17 protein-coding genes are annotated in these 16,852 nt (G+C 71.5%); 8 read left to right on the top strand and 9 right to left on the bottom strand.

Annotated features, from left to right (window positions below; translation table 11 throughout):
* Nucleotides 1-42: 42 nt before the first annotated feature.
* Nucleotides 43-1,884 (bottom strand): phosphoenolpyruvate carboxykinase (GTP), encoded by a 1,842-nt coding sequence (locus ACFHW0_RS25485; RefSeq protein WP_416611480.1) that lies wholly within the window; start codon nt 1,882-1,884, stop codon nt 43-45.
* 400 nt (nt 1,885-2,284) lie between these two features.
* Between ACFHW0_RS25485 and ACFHW0_RS25480 the strand changes: the two genes are divergently transcribed.
* Together ACFHW0_RS25480 and ACFHW0_RS25475 are read left to right on the top strand one after the other, a co-directional pair.
* Nucleotides 2,285-2,818, top strand: coding sequence for a GtrA family protein (locus ACFHW0_RS25480; RefSeq protein WP_416611518.1), 534 nt, complete (start codon nt 2,285-2,287; stop codon nt 2,816-2,818).
* Nucleotides 2,819-2,883: 65 nt separating this feature from the next.
* The gene (locus ACFHW0_RS25475; RefSeq protein WP_416611516.1) at nt 2,884-3,621 is read left to right on the top strand and encodes a GtrA family protein; all 738 of its coding nucleotides are present in this window, start codon (nt 2,884-2,886) and stop codon (nt 3,619-3,621) included.
* A 66-nt stretch (nt 3,622-3,687) separates the two neighbouring features.
* On the opposite strand, the gene ACFHW0_RS25470 is transcribed toward ACFHW0_RS25475, so the two are convergent.
* A complete protein-coding gene (locus ACFHW0_RS25470) occupies nt 3,688-4,260 on the bottom strand; it encodes a PH domain-containing protein (protein ID WP_416611479.1) in 573 nt (190 codons plus the stop codon).
* Nucleotides 4,261-4,344: 84 nt separating this feature from the next.
* A complete protein-coding gene (locus ACFHW0_RS25465; RefSeq protein WP_416611477.1) occupies nt 4,345-5,220 on the bottom strand; it encodes a biotin--[acetyl-CoA-carboxylase] ligase in 876 nt (291 codons plus the stop codon).
* A gap of 104 nt (nt 5,221-5,324) precedes the next feature.
* On the opposite strand from ACFHW0_RS25465, the gene ACFHW0_RS25460 reads away from it, so the two are divergent.
* A complete protein-coding gene (locus ACFHW0_RS25460; protein WP_416611475.1) occupies nt 5,325-6,908 on the top strand; it encodes an acyl-CoA carboxylase subunit beta in 1,584 nt (527 codons plus the stop codon).
* 112 nt (nt 6,909-7,020) lie between these two features.
* Here the strand turns inward: ACFHW0_RS25460 and ACFHW0_RS25455 are convergent, their stop codons facing one another.
* The 4 genes from ACFHW0_RS25455 to ACFHW0_RS25440 form a co-directional block, all read right to left on the bottom strand.
* Nucleotides 7,021-7,884, bottom strand: coding sequence for a hypothetical protein (locus ACFHW0_RS25455; RefSeq protein ID WP_416611473.1), 864 nt, complete (start codon nt 7,882-7,884; stop codon nt 7,021-7,023).
* On the bottom strand, nt 7,877-8,377 hold the full coding sequence (locus ACFHW0_RS25450) for an RNA polymerase sigma factor (RefSeq protein ID WP_121396602.1): 501 nt from the start codon (nt 8,375-8,377) through the stop codon (nt 7,877-7,879). The genes ACFHW0_RS25455 and ACFHW0_RS25450 overlap by 8 nt, the downstream gene beginning before the upstream one ends.
* Nucleotides 8,378-8,438: 61 nt before the next feature.
* Complete coding sequence (locus ACFHW0_RS25445) at nt 8,439-8,675, bottom strand: ketopantoate reductase C-terminal domain-containing protein (RefSeq protein ID WP_416611471.1); 237 nt, start codon at nt 8,673-8,675, stop codon at nt 8,439-8,441.
* A 17-nt stretch (nt 8,676-8,692) separates the two neighbouring features.
* Nucleotides 8,693-9,436: a M50 family metallopeptidase gene (locus tag ACFHW0_RS25440; RefSeq protein ID WP_416611469.1), complete on the bottom strand. Its 744-nt coding sequence runs from the start codon at nt 9,434-9,436 to the stop codon at nt 8,693-8,695.
* Between the two features lie 101 nt (nt 9,437-9,537).
* On the opposite strand from ACFHW0_RS25440, the gene ACFHW0_RS25435 reads away from it, so the two are divergent.
* Together ACFHW0_RS25435 and ACFHW0_RS25430 are read left to right on the top strand one after the other, a co-directional pair.
* On the top strand, nt 9,538-10,083 hold the full coding sequence (locus ACFHW0_RS25435) for a Uma2 family endonuclease (protein ID WP_416611467.1): 546 nt from the start codon (nt 9,538-9,540) through the stop codon (nt 10,081-10,083).
* A gap of 131 nt (nt 10,084-10,214) precedes the next feature.
* On the top strand, nt 10,215-10,967 hold the full coding sequence (locus tag ACFHW0_RS25430; RefSeq protein WP_416611465.1) for a GH25 family lysozyme: 753 nt from the start codon (nt 10,215-10,217) through the stop codon (nt 10,965-10,967).
* Between the two features lie 98 nt (nt 10,968-11,065).
* On the opposite strand, the gene ACFHW0_RS25425 is transcribed toward ACFHW0_RS25430, so the two are convergent.
* Complete coding sequence (locus ACFHW0_RS25425) at nt 11,066-11,296, bottom strand: hypothetical protein (RefSeq protein ID WP_366640818.1); 231 nt, start codon at nt 11,294-11,296, stop codon at nt 11,066-11,068.
* A 90-nt stretch (nt 11,297-11,386) separates the two neighbouring features.
* Nucleotides 11,387-13,309: a protein kinase domain-containing protein gene (locus ACFHW0_RS25420; RefSeq protein ID WP_416611462.1), complete on the bottom strand. Its 1,923-nt coding sequence runs from the start codon at nt 13,307-13,309 to the stop codon at nt 11,387-11,389.
* A gap of 92 nt (nt 13,310-13,401) precedes the next feature.
* Between ACFHW0_RS25420 and ACFHW0_RS25415 the strand changes: the two genes are divergently transcribed.
* The 3 genes from ACFHW0_RS25415 to ACFHW0_RS25405 all read left to right on the top strand — a co-directional run bounded on the left by ACFHW0_RS25415 (nt 13,402) and on the right by ACFHW0_RS25405 (nt 16,807).
* Nucleotides 13,402-13,611 (top strand): acyl-CoA carboxylase epsilon subunit, encoded by a 210-nt coding sequence (locus ACFHW0_RS25415; RefSeq protein WP_416611460.1) that lies wholly within the window; start codon nt 13,402-13,404, stop codon nt 13,609-13,611.
* A gap of 144 nt (nt 13,612-13,755) precedes the next feature.
* Entirely contained in the window at nt 13,756-14,235 is a 480-nt protein-coding gene (locus ACFHW0_RS25410) for a hypothetical protein (RefSeq protein WP_416611458.1), read from the top strand.
* A gap of 1,450 nt (nt 14,236-15,685) precedes the next feature.
* Entirely contained in the window at nt 15,686-16,807 is a 1,122-nt protein-coding gene (locus tag ACFHW0_RS25405; protein WP_416611514.1) for a S8 family serine peptidase, read from the top strand.
* The last annotated feature ends 45 nt before the right edge of the window (nt 16,808-16,852 follow it).

The raw sequence follows: 16,852 nt of genomic DNA, 5'->3' as shown, positions 1-16,852 counted from the left end.
GGATCCGGTGTTGCCCGGTCGGGGCGTCTGTCACACCTGTCCTCAGCGCTGCGGCGCCGCGTCGAGCCGGGCACGCAGCGCGTCCAGCTCCGCCCAGAGCACGCCCGGCAGCTTGTCGCCGAACTTCTCGAACCACTCGGTTACCATCGGGAGCTCCTTGCGCCACTCCTCCGGGTCGACCTTCAGCGCGATCCGGACGTCCTCCGGGGTCATGTCCAGGCCCTCGACGTCGAGTGCGTCCTGGGCCGGGACCATGCCGATCGGCGTCTCCACCGCCTCGGCGCGCCCCTCGAGCCGCTCGATGATCCACTTGAGCACCCGGGAGTTCTCGCCGAAGCCGGGCCAGAGGAAGTTGCCCTCCGGGTCCTTGCGGAACCAGTTGACGTAGTAGATCTTCGGCAGCTTGGACTCGTCGCCGTCGGCGCCCTTGCCCATCTCGATCCAGTGCCGGAAGTAGTCGCCGGCGTGGTAGCCGATGAACGGGAGCATCGCCATCGGGTCGCGCCGGACGACGCCGACCGCGCCGGAGGCGGCGGCGGTGGTCTCCGAGGAGAGCGTCGCGCCCATGTAGACGCCGTGCACCCAGTCGCGGGCCTCGGTCACCAGCGGGATGGTGTCCCGGCGGCGACCGCCGAAGAGGATCGCGTCGATCGGCACGCCGTTGGGGTCGAAGTAGTCCTCGGCCAGGATCGGGCACTGGGTGATCGGGGTGCAGAACCGGCTGTTCGCGTGCGAGGAGAGGCTGTCGCTCTCCGGCGTCCAGTCGTTGCCCTTCCAGTCGACCAGGTGCGCCGGCGGCTCGCCCATGCCCTCCCACCAGATGTCCCCGTCGTCGGTGAGGGCGACGTTGGTGAAGATGGAGTTGCCGCGGTCCAGCGTCCGCATCGCGTTGGCGTTGGTCTTCCAGTCGGTGCCGGGCGCGACGCCGAAGAGGCCGTACTCGGGGTTGACCGCGTAGAGGCGGCCGTCCGGGCCGAAGCGCATCCAGGCGATGTCGTCGCCGATGGTCTCGACCTTCCAGCCCGGGACGGTCGGCTCCAGCATGGCCAGGTTGGTCTTGCCGCAGGCCGACGGGAAGGCCCCGGCGACGTGGTAGACCTTGCCCTCGGGCGAGGTGATCTTGAGGATCAGCATGTGCTCGGCGAGCCAGCCCTCGTCCCGGCCCATCACGCTGGCGATGCGCAGCGAGTAGCACTTCTTGCCGAGCAGCGAGTTGCCGCCGTAGCCGGAGCCGAAGGACCAGATCTCCCGGGTCTCCGGGAAGTGCGAGATGTACTTCGTCTCGTTGCACGGCCACGCCACGTCCTGCTGGCCGGGGGCGAGCGGGGCGCCGATGGAGTGCAGCGCGTGGACGAAGTCCGCGTCGTCGCCCATGGCCTCCAGGACCTTGGCGCCCATCCGGGTCATGATGCGCATGGAGGCGACCACGTACGGGCTGTCGGTGATCTCGACGCCGAACATGGGGCTCTCGGCCTCGACCGGGCCCATGCAGAACGGGATGACGTACATGGTGCGCCCACGCATGCAACCGCGGTACAGCTCCGTCATCGTCCGCTTCATCTCGGCCGGCGCCATCCAGTTGTTGGTGGGGCCGGCGTCCGCCTCGTCGACGGAGCAGATGAAGGTGCGCTCCTCGACCCGGGCGACGTCCGTCGGGTCGGTCCGCGCGTAGAACGAGTTGGGCTTCTTCTCGGGGTTGAGCCGGATCAGGGTGCCGGCCTCGACCAGCTCGTCGGTGAGGCGGCGCCACTCCTCGTCGGACCCGTCCACCCAGACGACGCGGTCGGGGGTGGTCAGTTCAGCGACCTCACGGACCCAGGCGAGCAGTTTCGGGTGGGACGTCGGGGCCTGATCGATACCCCGAACGGTAGCCGGAGCAACCATGACACATCTCCTTGGTGGTCGACGCTGACCGATCTATGGGATGCACGAGTCTTGACGGCGCTATGCGTCGCCTTCGTGGAAACCTGGGATTGGCCTCAGCGTAAACCGGGCGAGGTCACCAGTCAGTGGGACTGGTTGTGAAGAACTGCACAAGGTACGGGCACGCTGCGGCATCACGAGCTAATACCCGCTTTCACGAGCAGTTTCACGCAAATCCTGCGGGGAACCCGTCACCGGCCCGGGCCGGGCCGCGTCCCCGGCGGCGGAACCCGCGAACCGCCCCGGAGGACGCCCGGTCCCGTTACGCTCTGTCCACAGGCGCACACCCGGGCGAGCGGGTCCGCCGTTGCTACCCGTGCGGGATGACCCCAGCCGGTAGGCTCGCGTCGTGGCCGCGACGATGACCGGGGAGCCAGGCTCCCCGCAGACCCGCCCGGGTCTGGTCCGCTCGCTGGTGGACCGTTTCGGCCACCTGGTCCGCGAGTTGAGCAAGTTCGCCACCGTGGGCGGGATCGCCTTCCTGATCGACTTCGCGCTCTTCAACTACCTGACGAGCGTGCGGGGCGTCGAGCAGGTCACCGCGAAGACCATCTCGACGGTGATCGCGGCGTCCGTCGCGTTCGTCGGCAACCGGTTCTGGACGTGGCGGCACCGCAAGCGCTCCCACCCGGCCCGCGAGTACGCGCTGTTCTTCTTCTTCAACGGCGTCGGCCTGGGGATCGCCGTGGCCTGCCTGGCGGTCAGCCGCTACGGCCTGGGCAGCATCTGGCCGGAGGTGTTCCAGACCCCGCTGGCCGACAACGTCGCCAGCTTCATCGTCGGGACCGGGCTCGGGACGCTGTTCCGGTTCTGGTCCTACCGACGGTTCGTCTTCGTCGAAGCGGGAACTCCGTCCGTTCCGGAAGAGAAGCACGACCGAGACCACCGGGCGTGACCTGCCGCCCACCTTCGTCCCGGCCGGAGCCTGCCGGCCCCGCCCACTGCCCTAAGGTGTTCCGCATGCGTCTTGTCCGTCTCCTGCCTGAGCGCTGGCAGAAGTTCATCCACGAGGCGCTCAAGTTCGGAATCGTCGGCGGCGTCAACACCGTAATCAATTACGCCGTGTTCAATCTGCTCGCACTGACCGTTTTCGTGAACGGTCAACTCAAGGCGACGGTCATCGCGACCGTGGTGGCGACGATCACGTCGTATCTGATGAATCGTCACTGGACGTACCGTGATCGACCCAAATCGGCCATGCGGCGCGAGTACGTCCTCTTTTTCCTCTTCAACGGTGCGGGCCTGCTCATCGAGCTGGGCGTCCTGGCCGCCGCCAAGTACGGGCTGGGCCTGAACAGCCTGCTGGCCCTCAACGTGGCCAAGACCGGTGGCGTGCTGCTCGCGACGCTGTTCCGCTTCTGGTCCTACCGGACGTTCGTCTTCCAACCGGCGCCGGCCCACGCGGCCGAGACGTGGCACAGCATCCCGCGCGACGAGTGGGACACCATGGCCGAGATGGACCCGGTGGCCGAGTTGGCGGAGTCGATCTCCGAGCTGGAGGAGTCCGAGCCACCGCCCGGCGCCGCACGACGTGGCCCACGCGTCGCGCCCGGCCCCGAACCCGCGTCGGCGGCGGCCCCCGTCCAGGGGCGCCCCGTCCCGCTCGACGCCGGCCTCGGCGGCTCCCTCGACCGGGAGCTGGAAGCGGAACTGGCCGCCGAACTCCAGGCCACCACCCGCCGTCCGCCGCGCCGCTGACCCACCCGCCACCTGGCCTGACCGGTGCCGGCCCGCTTCGGGCCACGCCGGTCAGGCCGGGCCGGTTCAGGCGGTGGGGTCGCGCAGCGACTTGCCCTCGTGCAGGTCCGCCAGGATGTCGCGCATCTCGCCGTCGCCGAGGGAGTGCTTGTCGTGGTGGGCCTCCACCAGCTCGTAGAGCTTGGTCTGGACCCGGCCCACCCCCGGCACGTCGTGCAGGACGGACTGGCCGCGCTCGCCGGCGGACTCGATGGTCAGCGTCCCGCAGCCGAGCAGGCGCTCCACGAACCGCTGGTTCATGGCGTGGTCGTTGATCCGGGTCAACGGGATGTCCCGCCGGTCGCGCGAGAGCACCCCCTGCTGGAGCAGCACCCGCTCGTTGGTGAAGAGGTAGTGGGTGCTCCGCCAGACCAGGAACGGCCAGAGCGCCAGCCACAACACCGCCAGCAGGGCCAGGCCGCCGATGACGGCGAGCGCGACCGAGCCGCCCCCGCCGGACGGCAGCAGGACCAGACCGGCCACCACCGCCGCGACGGCGAGCACGAGCACCGCGACCGGCCGGATCAGCGCCTTCCAGTGCGGGTGCAGGTGCAGCACCACGTGCTCGTCCTCGGTGAGCACGTCATCGGGGAACGCCACGGGAACCTCCTCGCAGAAACGGACGCGCTGACCGTAACCGCTCCCCTCCCGACGGGGGATCAGCCGCGCGGCGGGAGTCGGCGTTCAGCGGAGGTGCAGGACGTCGCCGGCGGCGAGGGCACGGGTGCCGGTGGGGGTGGCGACGAGGAGCTGGCCGTCGGCGTCCACGCCGGTCGCGGTGCCGGTCACCTCGTCGCCGCCGGGCAGCAGCACGCGTACCTGCCGGTCGATCGTCGCGCTGCTCGCCAGGTAGGCGTCGCGCAGGCCGCTGGCGACCGCGTCCCCGCCGGCCGCGCGCCACTCGCCGTACCACTCGGCGATCCCGCGCAGCAGGGCCCGCAGCAGCGGGTCCCGGTCGGTGGCCGTCGCGCCGGCCAGTTGCAGGGAGGTCGCCGGCAGCCCCGTCGGGTTCTCCGGCAGCTCGTCGGCGCGCAGCGTGACGTTGAGGCCGACACCGAGCACGATCGCGGGCGGCCGGGCCGGCGAGGACCCCGGCACCGCCTCGGCGAGGATGCCGGCGCACTTCGCGTCGCCGACGAGCAGGTCGTTCGGCCACTTCAGGCCCGCGTCCAGCTCGGCCAGCCGGGTCACCGCCTCGACCAGGGCGACGCCGGCGAGCAGCGGCAGCCAGCCGTACCCCGTCTGGGGTGCGGGCGGCCAGCCACGGTCGGCGACGGCCTCCCCGGGGCGGAGCAGCACGCTGGTGGCGATGCCGGCCCGGGCCGGCGACTGCCAGGTACGGCCGCGCCGACCGCGCCCGGCGGTCTGCCGCTCCGCGACCACCACCAGCCCCTCGGGCTCGCCGGCCCGGGCCGCCTCGGCGACGTCCGCGTTGGTCGAGCCGGTCTCGACGCGCAGCTCCAGCCGGGTCCAGGGCCCGTGCGGGGCGAGCAGCGCCCGCCGCAGCCGCGCCGCCGACAGCGGCGGGCGGTCCAGATCGGTGTACGGCGAGCCCGGCATCCCGTCAGCCTACGGCCAGCCGGTCCGGCCGACCGGGGGCGTCGCGGTCGGGCTGAGGCGAACTGCACAGCGGCGGCGGCCTGAACCATCGTTATATTCCCAGGGTGACTACCGAGACCGGGATCAACATCCACAGCACCGCGGGCAAGCTGGCCGACCTGGAGCGGCGGGTCGACGAGGCGGTGCACGCCGGGTCGGCGCGCGCGGTCGAGAAGCAGCACGCGAGGGGCAAGAGGACCGCCCGCGAGCGGATCGAGATGCTGCTCGACGAGGGCTCCTTCGTCGAGCTGGACGAGCTGGCCCGGCACCGGTCCACCAACTTCGGGCTGGCGAAGACCCGCCCGTACGGCGACGGCGTCATCACCGGCTACGGCACCATCGACGGCCGGCAGGTCTGCGTCTTCGCCCAGGACTTCACCGTCTTCGGCGGCTCCCTCGGCGAGGTCTTCGGCGAGAAGATCGTCAAGGTCATGGACCTGGCCATGAAGATCGGCTGCCCGGTCGTCGGCATCAACGACTCCGGGGGCGCGCGCATCCAGGAGGGTGTCGCCTCGCTCGGCCTCTACGGCGAGATCTTCTTCCGCAACGTGCGGGCCAGCGGCGTCATCCCGCAGATCTCCCTGATCATGGGCCCGTGCGCCGGCGGCGCGGTCTACTCCCCGGCGGTCACGGACTTCACGGTGATGGTCGACCAGACCTCGCACATGTTCATCACCGGCCCGGACGTCATCAAGACGGTCACCGGCGAGGACGTGGGCATGGAGGAGCTGGGCGGCGCCCGTACGCACAACGCGCGCAGCGGCAACGCGCACTACCTCGCCGCGGACGAGCAGGACGCGATCGACTACGTCAAGGCGCTGCTGTCGTACCTGCCGTCGAACAACCTGGACGAGCCGGTGGTCTTCGACGCGCCCGCCGACCTCGACGTGACCGAGGAGGACCGGGAACTGGACACGCTGATCCCCGACTCGGCGCACCAGCCGTACGACATGCACCGGGTGATCGAGCACGTCCTCGACGACGGCGAGTTCCTGGAGGTCCAGCCCCTCTACGCGCAGAACATGGTCGTCGGCTACGGCCGGGTCGAGGGCCGGCCGGTCGGCGTGGTCGCCAACCAGCCGATGCACTTCGCCGGCACCCTGGACATCGCCGCCTCGGAGAAGGCCGCCCGGTTCGTGCGCACCTGCGACGCGTTCAACATCCCGGTGCTGACCTTCGTGGACGTCCCCGGCTTCCTGCCCGGCACCGGCCAGGAGTGGGACGGCATCATCCGCCGGGGCGCGAAGCTCATCTACGCGTACGCCGAGGCCACCGTCCCGAAGGTCACCGTGATCACCCGCAAGGCGTACGGCGGGGCGTACGACGTGATGGGCTCCAAGCACCTCGGCGCGGACCTGAACTTCGCCTGGCCGACCGCGCAGATCGCGGTGATGGGCGCGCAGGGCGCGGTGAACATCCTCTACCGCTCGGAGCTGGCCGCCGCCGAGGACCCGGCAGCCGTGCGGGCCGAGAAGATCGCCGAGTACGAGGACACCCTCGCCAACCCGTACATCGCGGCGGAGCGCGGCTACGTGGACAGCGTCATCCCGCCGCACGAGACGCGGGCCCAGATCGTCCGCGCGCTGCGGGTGCTGCGCACCAAGCGCGAGACCCTGCCGCCGAAGAAGCACGGCAACATCCCGCTGTGACGCCCGTCCCGCCGCGCCCCCGCGCGGTGTCCCCTGCCGGCTCTGGCGGGCGACGGCTGCCCTGACGTCGCACGGACCGGGGGGCGGGTGGGCGATCGGCTGCGGGCGGCGGTCAGCAGGACGGGTTGGCGGCGGCGCACATGCGACGCGCGGCCAGCCCGGCCAGGCGGACCAGGTCGGCCTCGGCGGTCGGTTCCAGGATCAGCACGCTCACCAGGTCGCCGACCCGCACCACCACGGTCGCGTCCGGCGCGGACGGGCGGCCGGGCGCCTGCCCGTCGACCGGGTCGAGGGTCGCGGAGACGGAGTGGCGCAGCAGCAGGGACTCGTCACCGGCGAAGTCGCGGCGTGGCACGTCCCAGCGGTGCACGTCCTCGACGGTGACGGACTCGCCGCCCCACTCGATCGACCGCAGCTCCCGCCACTCCCGGCAGACGGTGAGTTGCCGGCGCAGCCCGTCGAGGAACCGTGCGGCCCCGTCGCCCCGCATCCGGTGCAGGTCCTGGACGACCAGGACGTCGCCGAGCCGCCCCCCGCCGGTCGCCGGTCGCAGCACCGTCTGGGACCGGCTCACCCAGGTCTCCTGCGCCGGCACACCGCTCTCGCGCCCGGCGGCGCACCGGCCCAGGGCCGTGCCCACGTCGACGGTCCCGCCGAGGCCGGCCTCGCTGAGTTGCAGTCCGCTCCGGACCGTCAGGTCGTCCTGTTGCAGCAGGGCCGCCGGGGGGATCTCGACCCGGGCCACCGGCGCCGCCGGCCGCGGCGGGGACGCCGCCGGGGACAGCCCCCGCGGCCCGGACCGGTCCCCGACCGCCACGGCGGAGGCGGAGACGACGGCGAGCACCGCGGCCGCCGCCAGCACCGCCGTACGCCTGCTGCGCCTGCGGGCCCGGGCGCGGATCTCCGCCGGCTCCGGCCAGCGGACGTCGCGCAGGTCCCGGTGCACCTGTTCGACGAACGTCATCTCGTCACGCATCGGCGGCCTCCTCCAGGTCAGAGACGGCGAGCAGCCCGGCGAGCGCGGCGCGCCCCCGGAAGAGTCGGGCCTTGACGGTGCCCACCGGAGTGGCCGTCTGCCGGGCCACCTCCGCGACCGGCATGCCGACCAGGTAGTAGAGGGCGATCGCGGTGCGCTGCTCCTCGGGGAGCCGGCGCAGGGCGGTGACCACCTCGACGGTGGCGGTGTCCGGGCCGGGCACGCTCTCGTTGGCGCCGTGCCGCAGGTAGGCGCGGGCCCGGCTGCGCAGGCTGCGCCACCGGCTCACCGCGATCCGGCTCGCCACCACCCGCACCCACGCCTCCGGCTCCTCGTACGCGCTCACCGTCGACCAGCGTTGCCAGGCCCGGATGTACGCCTCCTGCACGGCGTCCTGCGCCTCGGCGAGATCGCCGGTGAGCGCGTAGACGTAGCCGAGCAGCCGTTGCCGGCTGCCCCGGTAGAACTCGTCGAACCCGTCGACGTCCGGCACCTGCTACCTCCCCGTGACGGTCGCAGGGGACACGCGCCCGGCGGTGCCGCCGGTTGCCCGGTCAGCCGATCATTCTCGCCAGCTCCGTCGCGTCGAACCCGCCGGCCGGGATCCGCCCGCGCAACGCCCGGCGTACCGCGAGCTGGACGGCGGCGTTCACCGGGGTCGGTACGCCGTGCAACCGGCCGAGCAGCACGATCTCGCCGTTGAGGTGGTCGGTCTCGGCGTGGCCGGCCTGCCCCAGCCGTACGCCGATGGTGCCGCCGACCGCGCCCGCTCCGATGATCACGTATCGCACGGGCCCATCCTGCCCGGTCAGGGCGTCAGGCCGGCCTCGGTGAGGATCGGGCCGGCCAGCAGCAGCGCACCGGCGCCGAGGGCGACCAGGTTGACCAGTGCGAAGACCGTGACCCAGAAGAACGCGGGCAGCGGGGTGAGACCGGCGAGCTGGTCGGCGTCGGAGGCGGGCATCCGCCCCCGCGAGCGCAGCCGTTGCAGCTCCACCACCGGCCGCACCCCGCCGAGCAGCAGGAACCAGACCCCGGCGTACGCGAACGCCGCCTGCACCTGCGGCTCGGCGTACCAGGAGACGGCGAGGACCACCCCACCGGTGACCAGCAGCGAGAGCACGCCGAAGACGTTGCGGATCATGACCAGCATGGCCAGCAGCAGCACCACGGCGACCCAGAGCAGCAGGGTGATCCGGTTGCCGCCGAGCAGCCACGCGCCGGCCAGCCCGACCAGCGGTGGGGCGATGTAGCCGGCGAGCAGGGTGAGGATCATCCCCGGGCCGGTGGGCCGGCCGGCGGAGAGGGTGAGCCCCGAGGTGTCCGAGTGCAGCCGGATGCCGTGCAGGCGGCGGCCGGTGAGCAGGGCGACCAGTGCGTGCCCGCCCTCGTGGGCGATCGTGATCGCGTTGCGGGCGATCCGCCAGGGCAGGCGGGTGCTGACCACCACCAGCGCGACGACGGCGGTCAGCAGCACCAGCAGGGGCGGCGGGTCCGGCTGCGCCGCGAACAGCTTGTCCCAGAGACCGCCGAGCCCGTCGATCGACACCATGGGGCGCGAGCCTACCGGCCCCGACCTGTGTCGCTGCGACCTCGTCGGTCCGTATCGTGGAAGGCTGATCCGGTGGCGACAGGAGCGGGAGGTGGACGCCGGTGACTGCGGCACCCCTGGAACCCCACGTCGGCCTGTGGACCGAGGCCGAGTACCTCGCCATGGGCGAGACGCCGAACCGGATCGAGTTGCTCGACGGAAGCCTGATCGTGAGCCCTGCCCCGAGCAAGCGACACCAGCGGGTGTCGCGGCTGCTGGCCAACAGCCTGGACGACGCTGCGGGGGCCCTCGCGGTCTTCGAGGCGGTGAACGTCCGGCTCGGCGTCGACCGCATCGTCATCCCCGACGTGGTGGTGGCCGACACCGACGACGAGGGCACCGTGGTCGAGGCGGGCGAGGTCGTCCTCGTCTGCGAGATCGTCTCGCCGGGGAACGCGGCCGCCGACCGGTTGGTCAAGATGCAGCTCTACGCGATCGCCGGGATCCGGTGGTACCTGCTGGTCGAGCAGGACGCCTCCGGCCACTCGCTGCGACTGCACCGGCTCGACGGCACGCACTACGTCGAGGAGCAGGTCGCCAAACCGGGCGAGGAACTCCGCCTGACCGAGCCGATCCGCTGGCGCGTCGACCCGGCCACGCTGCGCTGAGACGGAGACGCGCGCCCGTCCGGGTGGTCGCCTTCCACCGTTCCTGAAGATTTCCTTAGCTCCCCTTGCCATTCGAGGCACTTACCTCCAAAGATGAACGTCTATTAAGTCCGGCGTCCTTGGAGGCATCCATGACCCGTACCGGAACATCCCTGCGGCGGCTGCTGGCCGCCACCCTCGCGGCCCTCGCCACCGCGGCGGCGGGGCTCGTCGCGACCGCGGCCCCGGCGTCCGCCGCCACCACCCCCGGCATCGACGTGTCCCACTACCAGGGCGCCATCAACTGGACCAGCGTCCGCAACGCGGGCATCCAGTTCGCCTTCATCAAGGCGACCGAGGGCACCAGCTACAAGGACCCGAGGTTCAACACGAACTACGTGGCCGCCTACAACGCCGGCGTCATCCGCGGGGCGTACCACTTCGCCCGGCCCAACATCTCCTCCGGGGCGGTCCAGGCGAACTACCTGGCCTCCAACGGCGGCGCCTGGTCGGCCGACAGCCGCACCCTCCCGGCCGCGCTGGACCTCGAGGCCAACCCGTACGCGGGCGGCTACTGCTACGGCCTGAGCACGACCGGCATGCGGAACTGGGTCCAGGACTTCCTCAACACCTACCGCGCCCGCACCGGGCGCTACGCCGTCATCTACACGACCACGAGCTGGTGGAACCAGTGCACCGGCAGCTGGAGCGCCCCGTGGGCGAACCACCCGCTCTGGATCGCCCGCTGGTCGAGCACGGTCGGCGCGCTGCCGGCCGGGGCGCCGTTCTGGAGCTTCTGGCAGTACACCGACCGGGGCAGCGTCGCCGGAATCAGCGGCGGGGTCGACCGCAACCACTGGAACGGTGACCGGAGCCGGCTGATCGCGCTGGCCAACAACACCTGAGCCTGAGTCGCCTGGGGAGGCGGTTGGCGGCAGCGGGATCGGTTGTCACCGTACGGTCGACAACTGGTCCGGCTGCCGCCAGGCCGCTCCTGCGGGCGTCAGGCCCGCCGTCGGGCCGCCACGGGAACGGTCGCCGCGTTCTCGCGGGCGAGCGCGCCCCGCCGGGCGAAGCGCCGGACGCCCACCCCGGCGAGGGTGACGGTGACGACGCTGAGCAGTGCGACCAGCACCGGCAGGCCGGCGGCGGTGAGCAGCAGGACGATGTCGCCGAGGGCCACGAGCATCCACAGTGCCACTCGGGGCCGGGCGTCCCTCCGTCGGTATCCCATGTCGTACCCTCCCTTCCGTCGTAAGGTCAGATACCCCGTACGGCGGAAGGTCATGCGAGTCGATCTCGCAACGGGCGCGAATCCCGCGGGTCAGTCCTTGCGGTCGGGCACGAAGCCCTTGGCGATCCGGTCGAAGTCAACCAGCTTGGCCTGCCAGTCCTTCTCGGCGACCTCCCAGCGGAGGGCGTAACCGCGGTTCCTGGCCGTGACGAAGCCCCGGTTGCGGACGTGGATCCGGGTGCCGTCGCGGGTCTCCAGCCACTCCCAGTCCGCGCAGGTCTTGAAGTAGTCGCAGCGCTCGATGCTCAGGTACTGGTAGTTCCTGACGAGCTCCCGGCGGCCCGGCTCGATCCGCTTCCAGTCGGCGTACGCATCGGACTTCGGCGTGGAGGTCCACTGCACCAGCAGCTCGCCCGGGCCGCCCTGCTCGTCGAAGACGACGGTGTTCTGCCCGGCGTTGCGGCGCACCCAGTTCGCCGGCAGCGGCAGCGCGAAGCCGGCCGGGTCCTTGTGCAGCTTCCAGCCCGCCGGCAGCGCGTCCGGCGTCGGGGAGGGGGTGGCCGAGGGCGTCGGGCTCGGCGCGGCGCTCGTGGGCGGGGCCGGCGCGGAGGACTGCGGCGGCTGCCCCTGGGAGGTCGCCGCACCGGTCGGGTCGGCCTGCGGGGTGCCGCCGCCGTCCCCACCGTCGCCGCTGGTCAGCATCGGCACGACCACCACCAGGCCGAGCAGCAGCAGCGCCACCAGCACGCCGATCAGGACGTTGCGCCGGGTGTTGTCGGGCTTCGTACCGTCGGACGCCACGACCGTCGCCCGGCCGGACGGCGGGCCCACCGGCGGGGGCATCACCGAGGTGGGATTCGCCGGCTTCCGCGGCGCCGGCTCGGCCTTCGTGTCGTCGAGCGCGGGCTTCGGCGGGTCGACCTTCGCCGTCGGAGCCGTGTCCGAGGTGGACGCTCCGACCTTCGCGGTCGGCGCGAGATCCGAGGAGACCGCCGTCGCGTCCTCTGCGGTGGACGCCGCGGCGGCAGCGGCTCCGGCCGCCGCCAGGGGCGCACGCGGTGCCGGCGGGCTGACCGGCCTGTCGGACCCGCCCTCGGCCGGTCGCGGCGCCGGCACCAGCGGCGGGCGCGGCTCACGCGGACCGTTCGGCCCCGGCCGGCGTACGCCGTCGAGCAGCGGGATGGTGCGGGTGCGCTTGCCGCCGGCGCGGCGCAGCAGCTTCTCCGCCACCTCGGCGGTGATCCGCTCCTTCGGGTCCTTGCGCAGCAGGCCGTTGAGCACCGGCTTGAGCGGCCCGGCGTTCTTCGGCGGCGGCATCGGCTCGGTGGCGAGCGCCGCCAGGGTGGCGATGGCCGACGGCCGCGCGTACGGCGACTTGCCCTCGACCGCCGCGTAGAGGGTGGCGCCCAGCGACCAGAGGTCGGCCTCCGGCCCGGCGGTGCCCTCGCGGGCCCGCTCCGGCGAGATGTACGCGGGCGACCCGAGCACCATTCCCGTGCGGGTCACGTTCGGGTCGCCGGGAATCGTGGCGAGGCCGAAATCGGTCAGCACCACCCGGCCGTCGTCGCCGAGCAGCACGTTGCCGGGCTTGACGTCGCGGTGCATCACACCGGCCTTGTGCGCCGACTTCAGCGCGGCCAGCACGCCCAGCCCGATTTCCACGGCGCGCGCCGGCGTCACCGGGCCGTCCTCGGCGAGGGTGTCCTGCAACGACTTCGACGGCACGTACTCCATGACGATCCACGGGTCGCCATCGGTGCGCAGCACGTCGAAGATGCGGACCACGTTGATGTGGTTGAGCCGGGCGATGGCCCGGGCCTCACGCAGCGAGCGCTCCCGCATCTCGCGGCGCTCCTCGTCGGTGAGGCTGGGCGGCGGGACGAGTTCCTTGATCGCCACGTCCCGGTGCAGCACCTCGTCGCGCGCCTTCCACACCCGCCCCATGCCGCCCTGACCGAGCGGCGAGAGGAGCCGGTATCGGTCAGCGACGAGTTGGGGCAGCGCGTTCGACATCGCCCAGACGGTACCCGGAGCCGACGACGCTCACACCGCCGGCACGCCACTGTGCGGTTCAGGTCAACCTCTCCGACGCGTACGCTGGCGCCATGTCTGCCGAAGAGCCGCTGTTCCGGGTCGTCCGCGGGGTCCCCACCGCCGAGGAACTGGCCGCGCTGGTGGGCGCGATCGTCGTACGGTCCCGCCCGGTCGCCGCGGCCCCTCCGGTCGCCGCGTCCGCCTGGGCGCGCTCCGCCCGGCCCGTCGCGGCGCCGGCCGCCGGCCCCGGCGCCTGGCGGGCGTCCGGCCTGCCCCGCTGACCTTTTCCCGTACGGATCACCGCAGCTCGGCGCCCCTGCGCACCCGTGGGGTGGCCGGCGCGTGCCGGGGCGGGGCTGCCGACAGCCCCGGGGACCTATTAACCTCACTCAGGGAAACGACGCAGTGACAGGCAGGGAGGGCCGATGATCCCCGAGGAGGACGGTCCAGCGTCCTGGCTCCGCGGCTACGGCGGCATCGAGGCCGACATCCGCCAGCTCCGCGAGTTCGCCGACAAGCTCCAGGCCGAGGTGGAACGCAACTACGCCCCGCACCTGTCGTACATCGCCGAGGACATGACGGCGCCGGTGCCCAACCCGGCCGACGCGTTCATCGAGCTGGTCGACTTCCTGCGCGTGCACCACGAGACCCAGCAGGCCACCGCCGACATGGTCTGGGGCGTCCGCGACGTCACCGGCCACCTGGCCGTCGCCGCTGGCACCGTCGCCACCCGCTACACCGGAACGGACGCCTTCGCCGCCGCCCGCGTGGCCGACGTCGAACGGGCCCTCGCCAACCCGACCGCCACCGCGCCTCGCGGCGCGCCGCCGGTGCTGCCCGATCCCACCGGCCCGGAGCCCGCGCCGGGGCAGGGGCGAGGGCAGGGGCCGGTGGTGCTGCCATGATCGAACGGGGCACCGGCGGCCGCACGTCCGCCCTCACCGACTGGCGGCTCATGGACGTCGCCAGCATGTGGGCCTGCCTCCAGGACCACGACACCACCAACCACTGGAAGCAGGTCGCCGGCTGGCGCAAGGTCTGCGACCTCGCCCGGACCCACCTGAGCCGGCTCCAGGAATACCGCAAAGGGCTGGCCGAGGCCTGGCCCCCGGAGACCAACGAGGCCGCCCGGGCATACGTCCGCGAGCTGGACGAGCTGATCGACAAGGTGCAGCGCACGCACGACGCCGCCAGCGCCAACTACACCGCGCTCTCCGCCGCCACGCAGGCCATCAGCGCCACCCGGTCAGAACTGAAGAAGATCTACGAGACGTACGCCGTCAAGGTCCTGGAGAAGCAGACGTACGACGCGACGCTCGCCGACCCGAAGGCGGCCATGGGCAGCCGGGTCCCCGATCGCCCGGTGACGGACGCCGACCTCGAACGCCTCAACGTCCAGGCGCGCGGCATCATGTACGGCCTCAGCGGCGAACTCCAACACGCCCAAGTAATGCTCCGCCAGCCTCCGCCCAGGCCTAAGCCTTCACCTGAGGCGGATCAGCCCAACTCCGATGTGTACGGGGGCGCCGTTTCAGCCGCTCCGGTGATTCCGCCCGTCGTTCCCGTGCCGTTGTCGAGTACGACTACTTCGTCCGTTTCCCGGCCGACTACGAACGCGCGACAGGTCTCCCCGCCAACCCCCCGTAGCGTCGGGCCTGTCCTCGGCGGGGTCAAACCCGGTCTAGCGCCTTCTCCAATCAATCCCGCGATGCCAGGTGCAACTCCACCCGGCCTCCCCACTGGTTCCGGCAGTGGACCGATGCCTGCTATGCCGCCAAGCGTGCGGCCTGGGCACGGGATCTCTGGATTGCCGATCGGTCAGCCTGGCCCTAGCGGCCGGCCGGCCAACGGAGCCATTGGCGGGCTCCCGCCTGCCACGCCATCGGGATCGCCCCGGCCCATGCCACCAGGTGGTCTGATCGGCGGAACCCCCGGAATGGGATTTGGACCATCGAGTGGCAGTGGCGCACAGCAACGTCGGGTTAACCCGATTGGTGGAGTAATCGGTGGCGGGGGCGCAGGCACCGCTCCGACCGGGGGCGCAGGCTCCCGCCCCGGGGCTGGCCGCAACTTCAGCGCGGTGCAGGGCATACCGCCAATCGGTGGAGCACCCGGCATGGGCACTGCCCGCGCAGGCGGAATGCCGGGCAGGGCAGGGCGGCACGACGGCAGTGACGAGGAGTCGCGACGCTGGGATCCGGACCACCCATGGGAAGTGGACCGAGGCGTAAGCCCGGTAGTCCGCGCCCCGGACGAAGATGGCCCCATCGACCCAGGTCCGGCTATTGGCTTCAACCGTTGAGAACTCGGACCATCCAAGCCGCCTTGGCGCTGTTCACTCTGACTGTAACACTCCTGCCGTCAACTACCTCGCATGCGTGGTCTAGCCGTAGCGCCGCGAGCCCGCAGGGCGTTGATCGAATCCGGGGGGACCAGTGGCACCTAGACTTTCTCAGAACCGCCGAAGCGCACAGAATTACTCAAGGCGAAGGCGTAACGGTTGCGGTGCCAGACACAGGCGTTCATCCACACCCCGATCTTGCGCGCAATCTGCGCCGAGGCACAGATATTGTTGCTGGGGGTAGCGGCGACGGCCGACAAGACCAAAACAGCCACGGAACTGGCATGGCAGGTCTAATCGCCGCTCACGGGCATGCTGGCAAACTAGGCGCCCTTGGCGTCGCACCAAAGGCGAAGATCCTTCCCATACGGGTAAAAATCAACGACCACGGAGGCACCAGTCACCATTTGGCAGATGCGATCAACTACGCAATAACGCAAAACGTCAAAGTAATCAGCATTTCAGCAGCAGGAGCAGCAGATATCCGTTTACATGCGGCGATCGAGGCCGCAACCCGCGCGGACATTGTCGTTGTCGCCGCAGCAGGCAATAAGCCCTTGAGCCAACATGTCGGATTCCCCGCCTCCTACCCTGGCGCAATTGCCGTGGGCGGGGTTGATCGGCTCGGCCAACGAGCCTCAGTGTCAGTCACCGGACCGGAGATCGACGTGGTTGCTCCCGCAGTCGATATCTACAGCACCAGTGTTGACAGCAAGTACCGCAAGGGCACCGGAACTTCGGGGGCCACTGCCATCGTCGCTGGGGCGGCAGCGTTGATTCGGTCCAAGTACCCGTACCTGCCTGCCTCCGAGGTGGCGCACAGGCTCACCGCCACCGCGACCGACAAGGGACCCCCGGGACGGGACGACGAGTACGGCCACGGGGTCATCGATCTGGTGGCGGCGTTGACGGCTGACGTACCGCCGCTGGGCTTTGGCTCGGCGACGGCGAGCGCGCCTACCCAGACCACCTCGACCACCACGGCGGTAGCGGAGCCGGCGGGTGACGGAAACGGTGGGGCGACGACCCGCGGCCTGGTCACCCTCGGCGTGATCGTGGCAGCCGGCGGCGCGTGGACGTTCATCGCCCGTCGGCGTCGTCGTGGCGACGACCCGCCGCCCCGCATCAGTCGCTGAGCACCCGGACGACTGAGACGGGCGGGGCAAGGGTCGACACGTCCC

Source organism: Micromonospora sp. LOL_025, assembly GCF_048060285.1.
Taxonomy (GTDB): domain Bacteria; phylum Actinomycetota; class Actinomycetes; order Mycobacteriales; family Micromonosporaceae; genus Micromonospora.
This window is presented reverse-complemented; position numbering and strand designations above follow the sequence as displayed.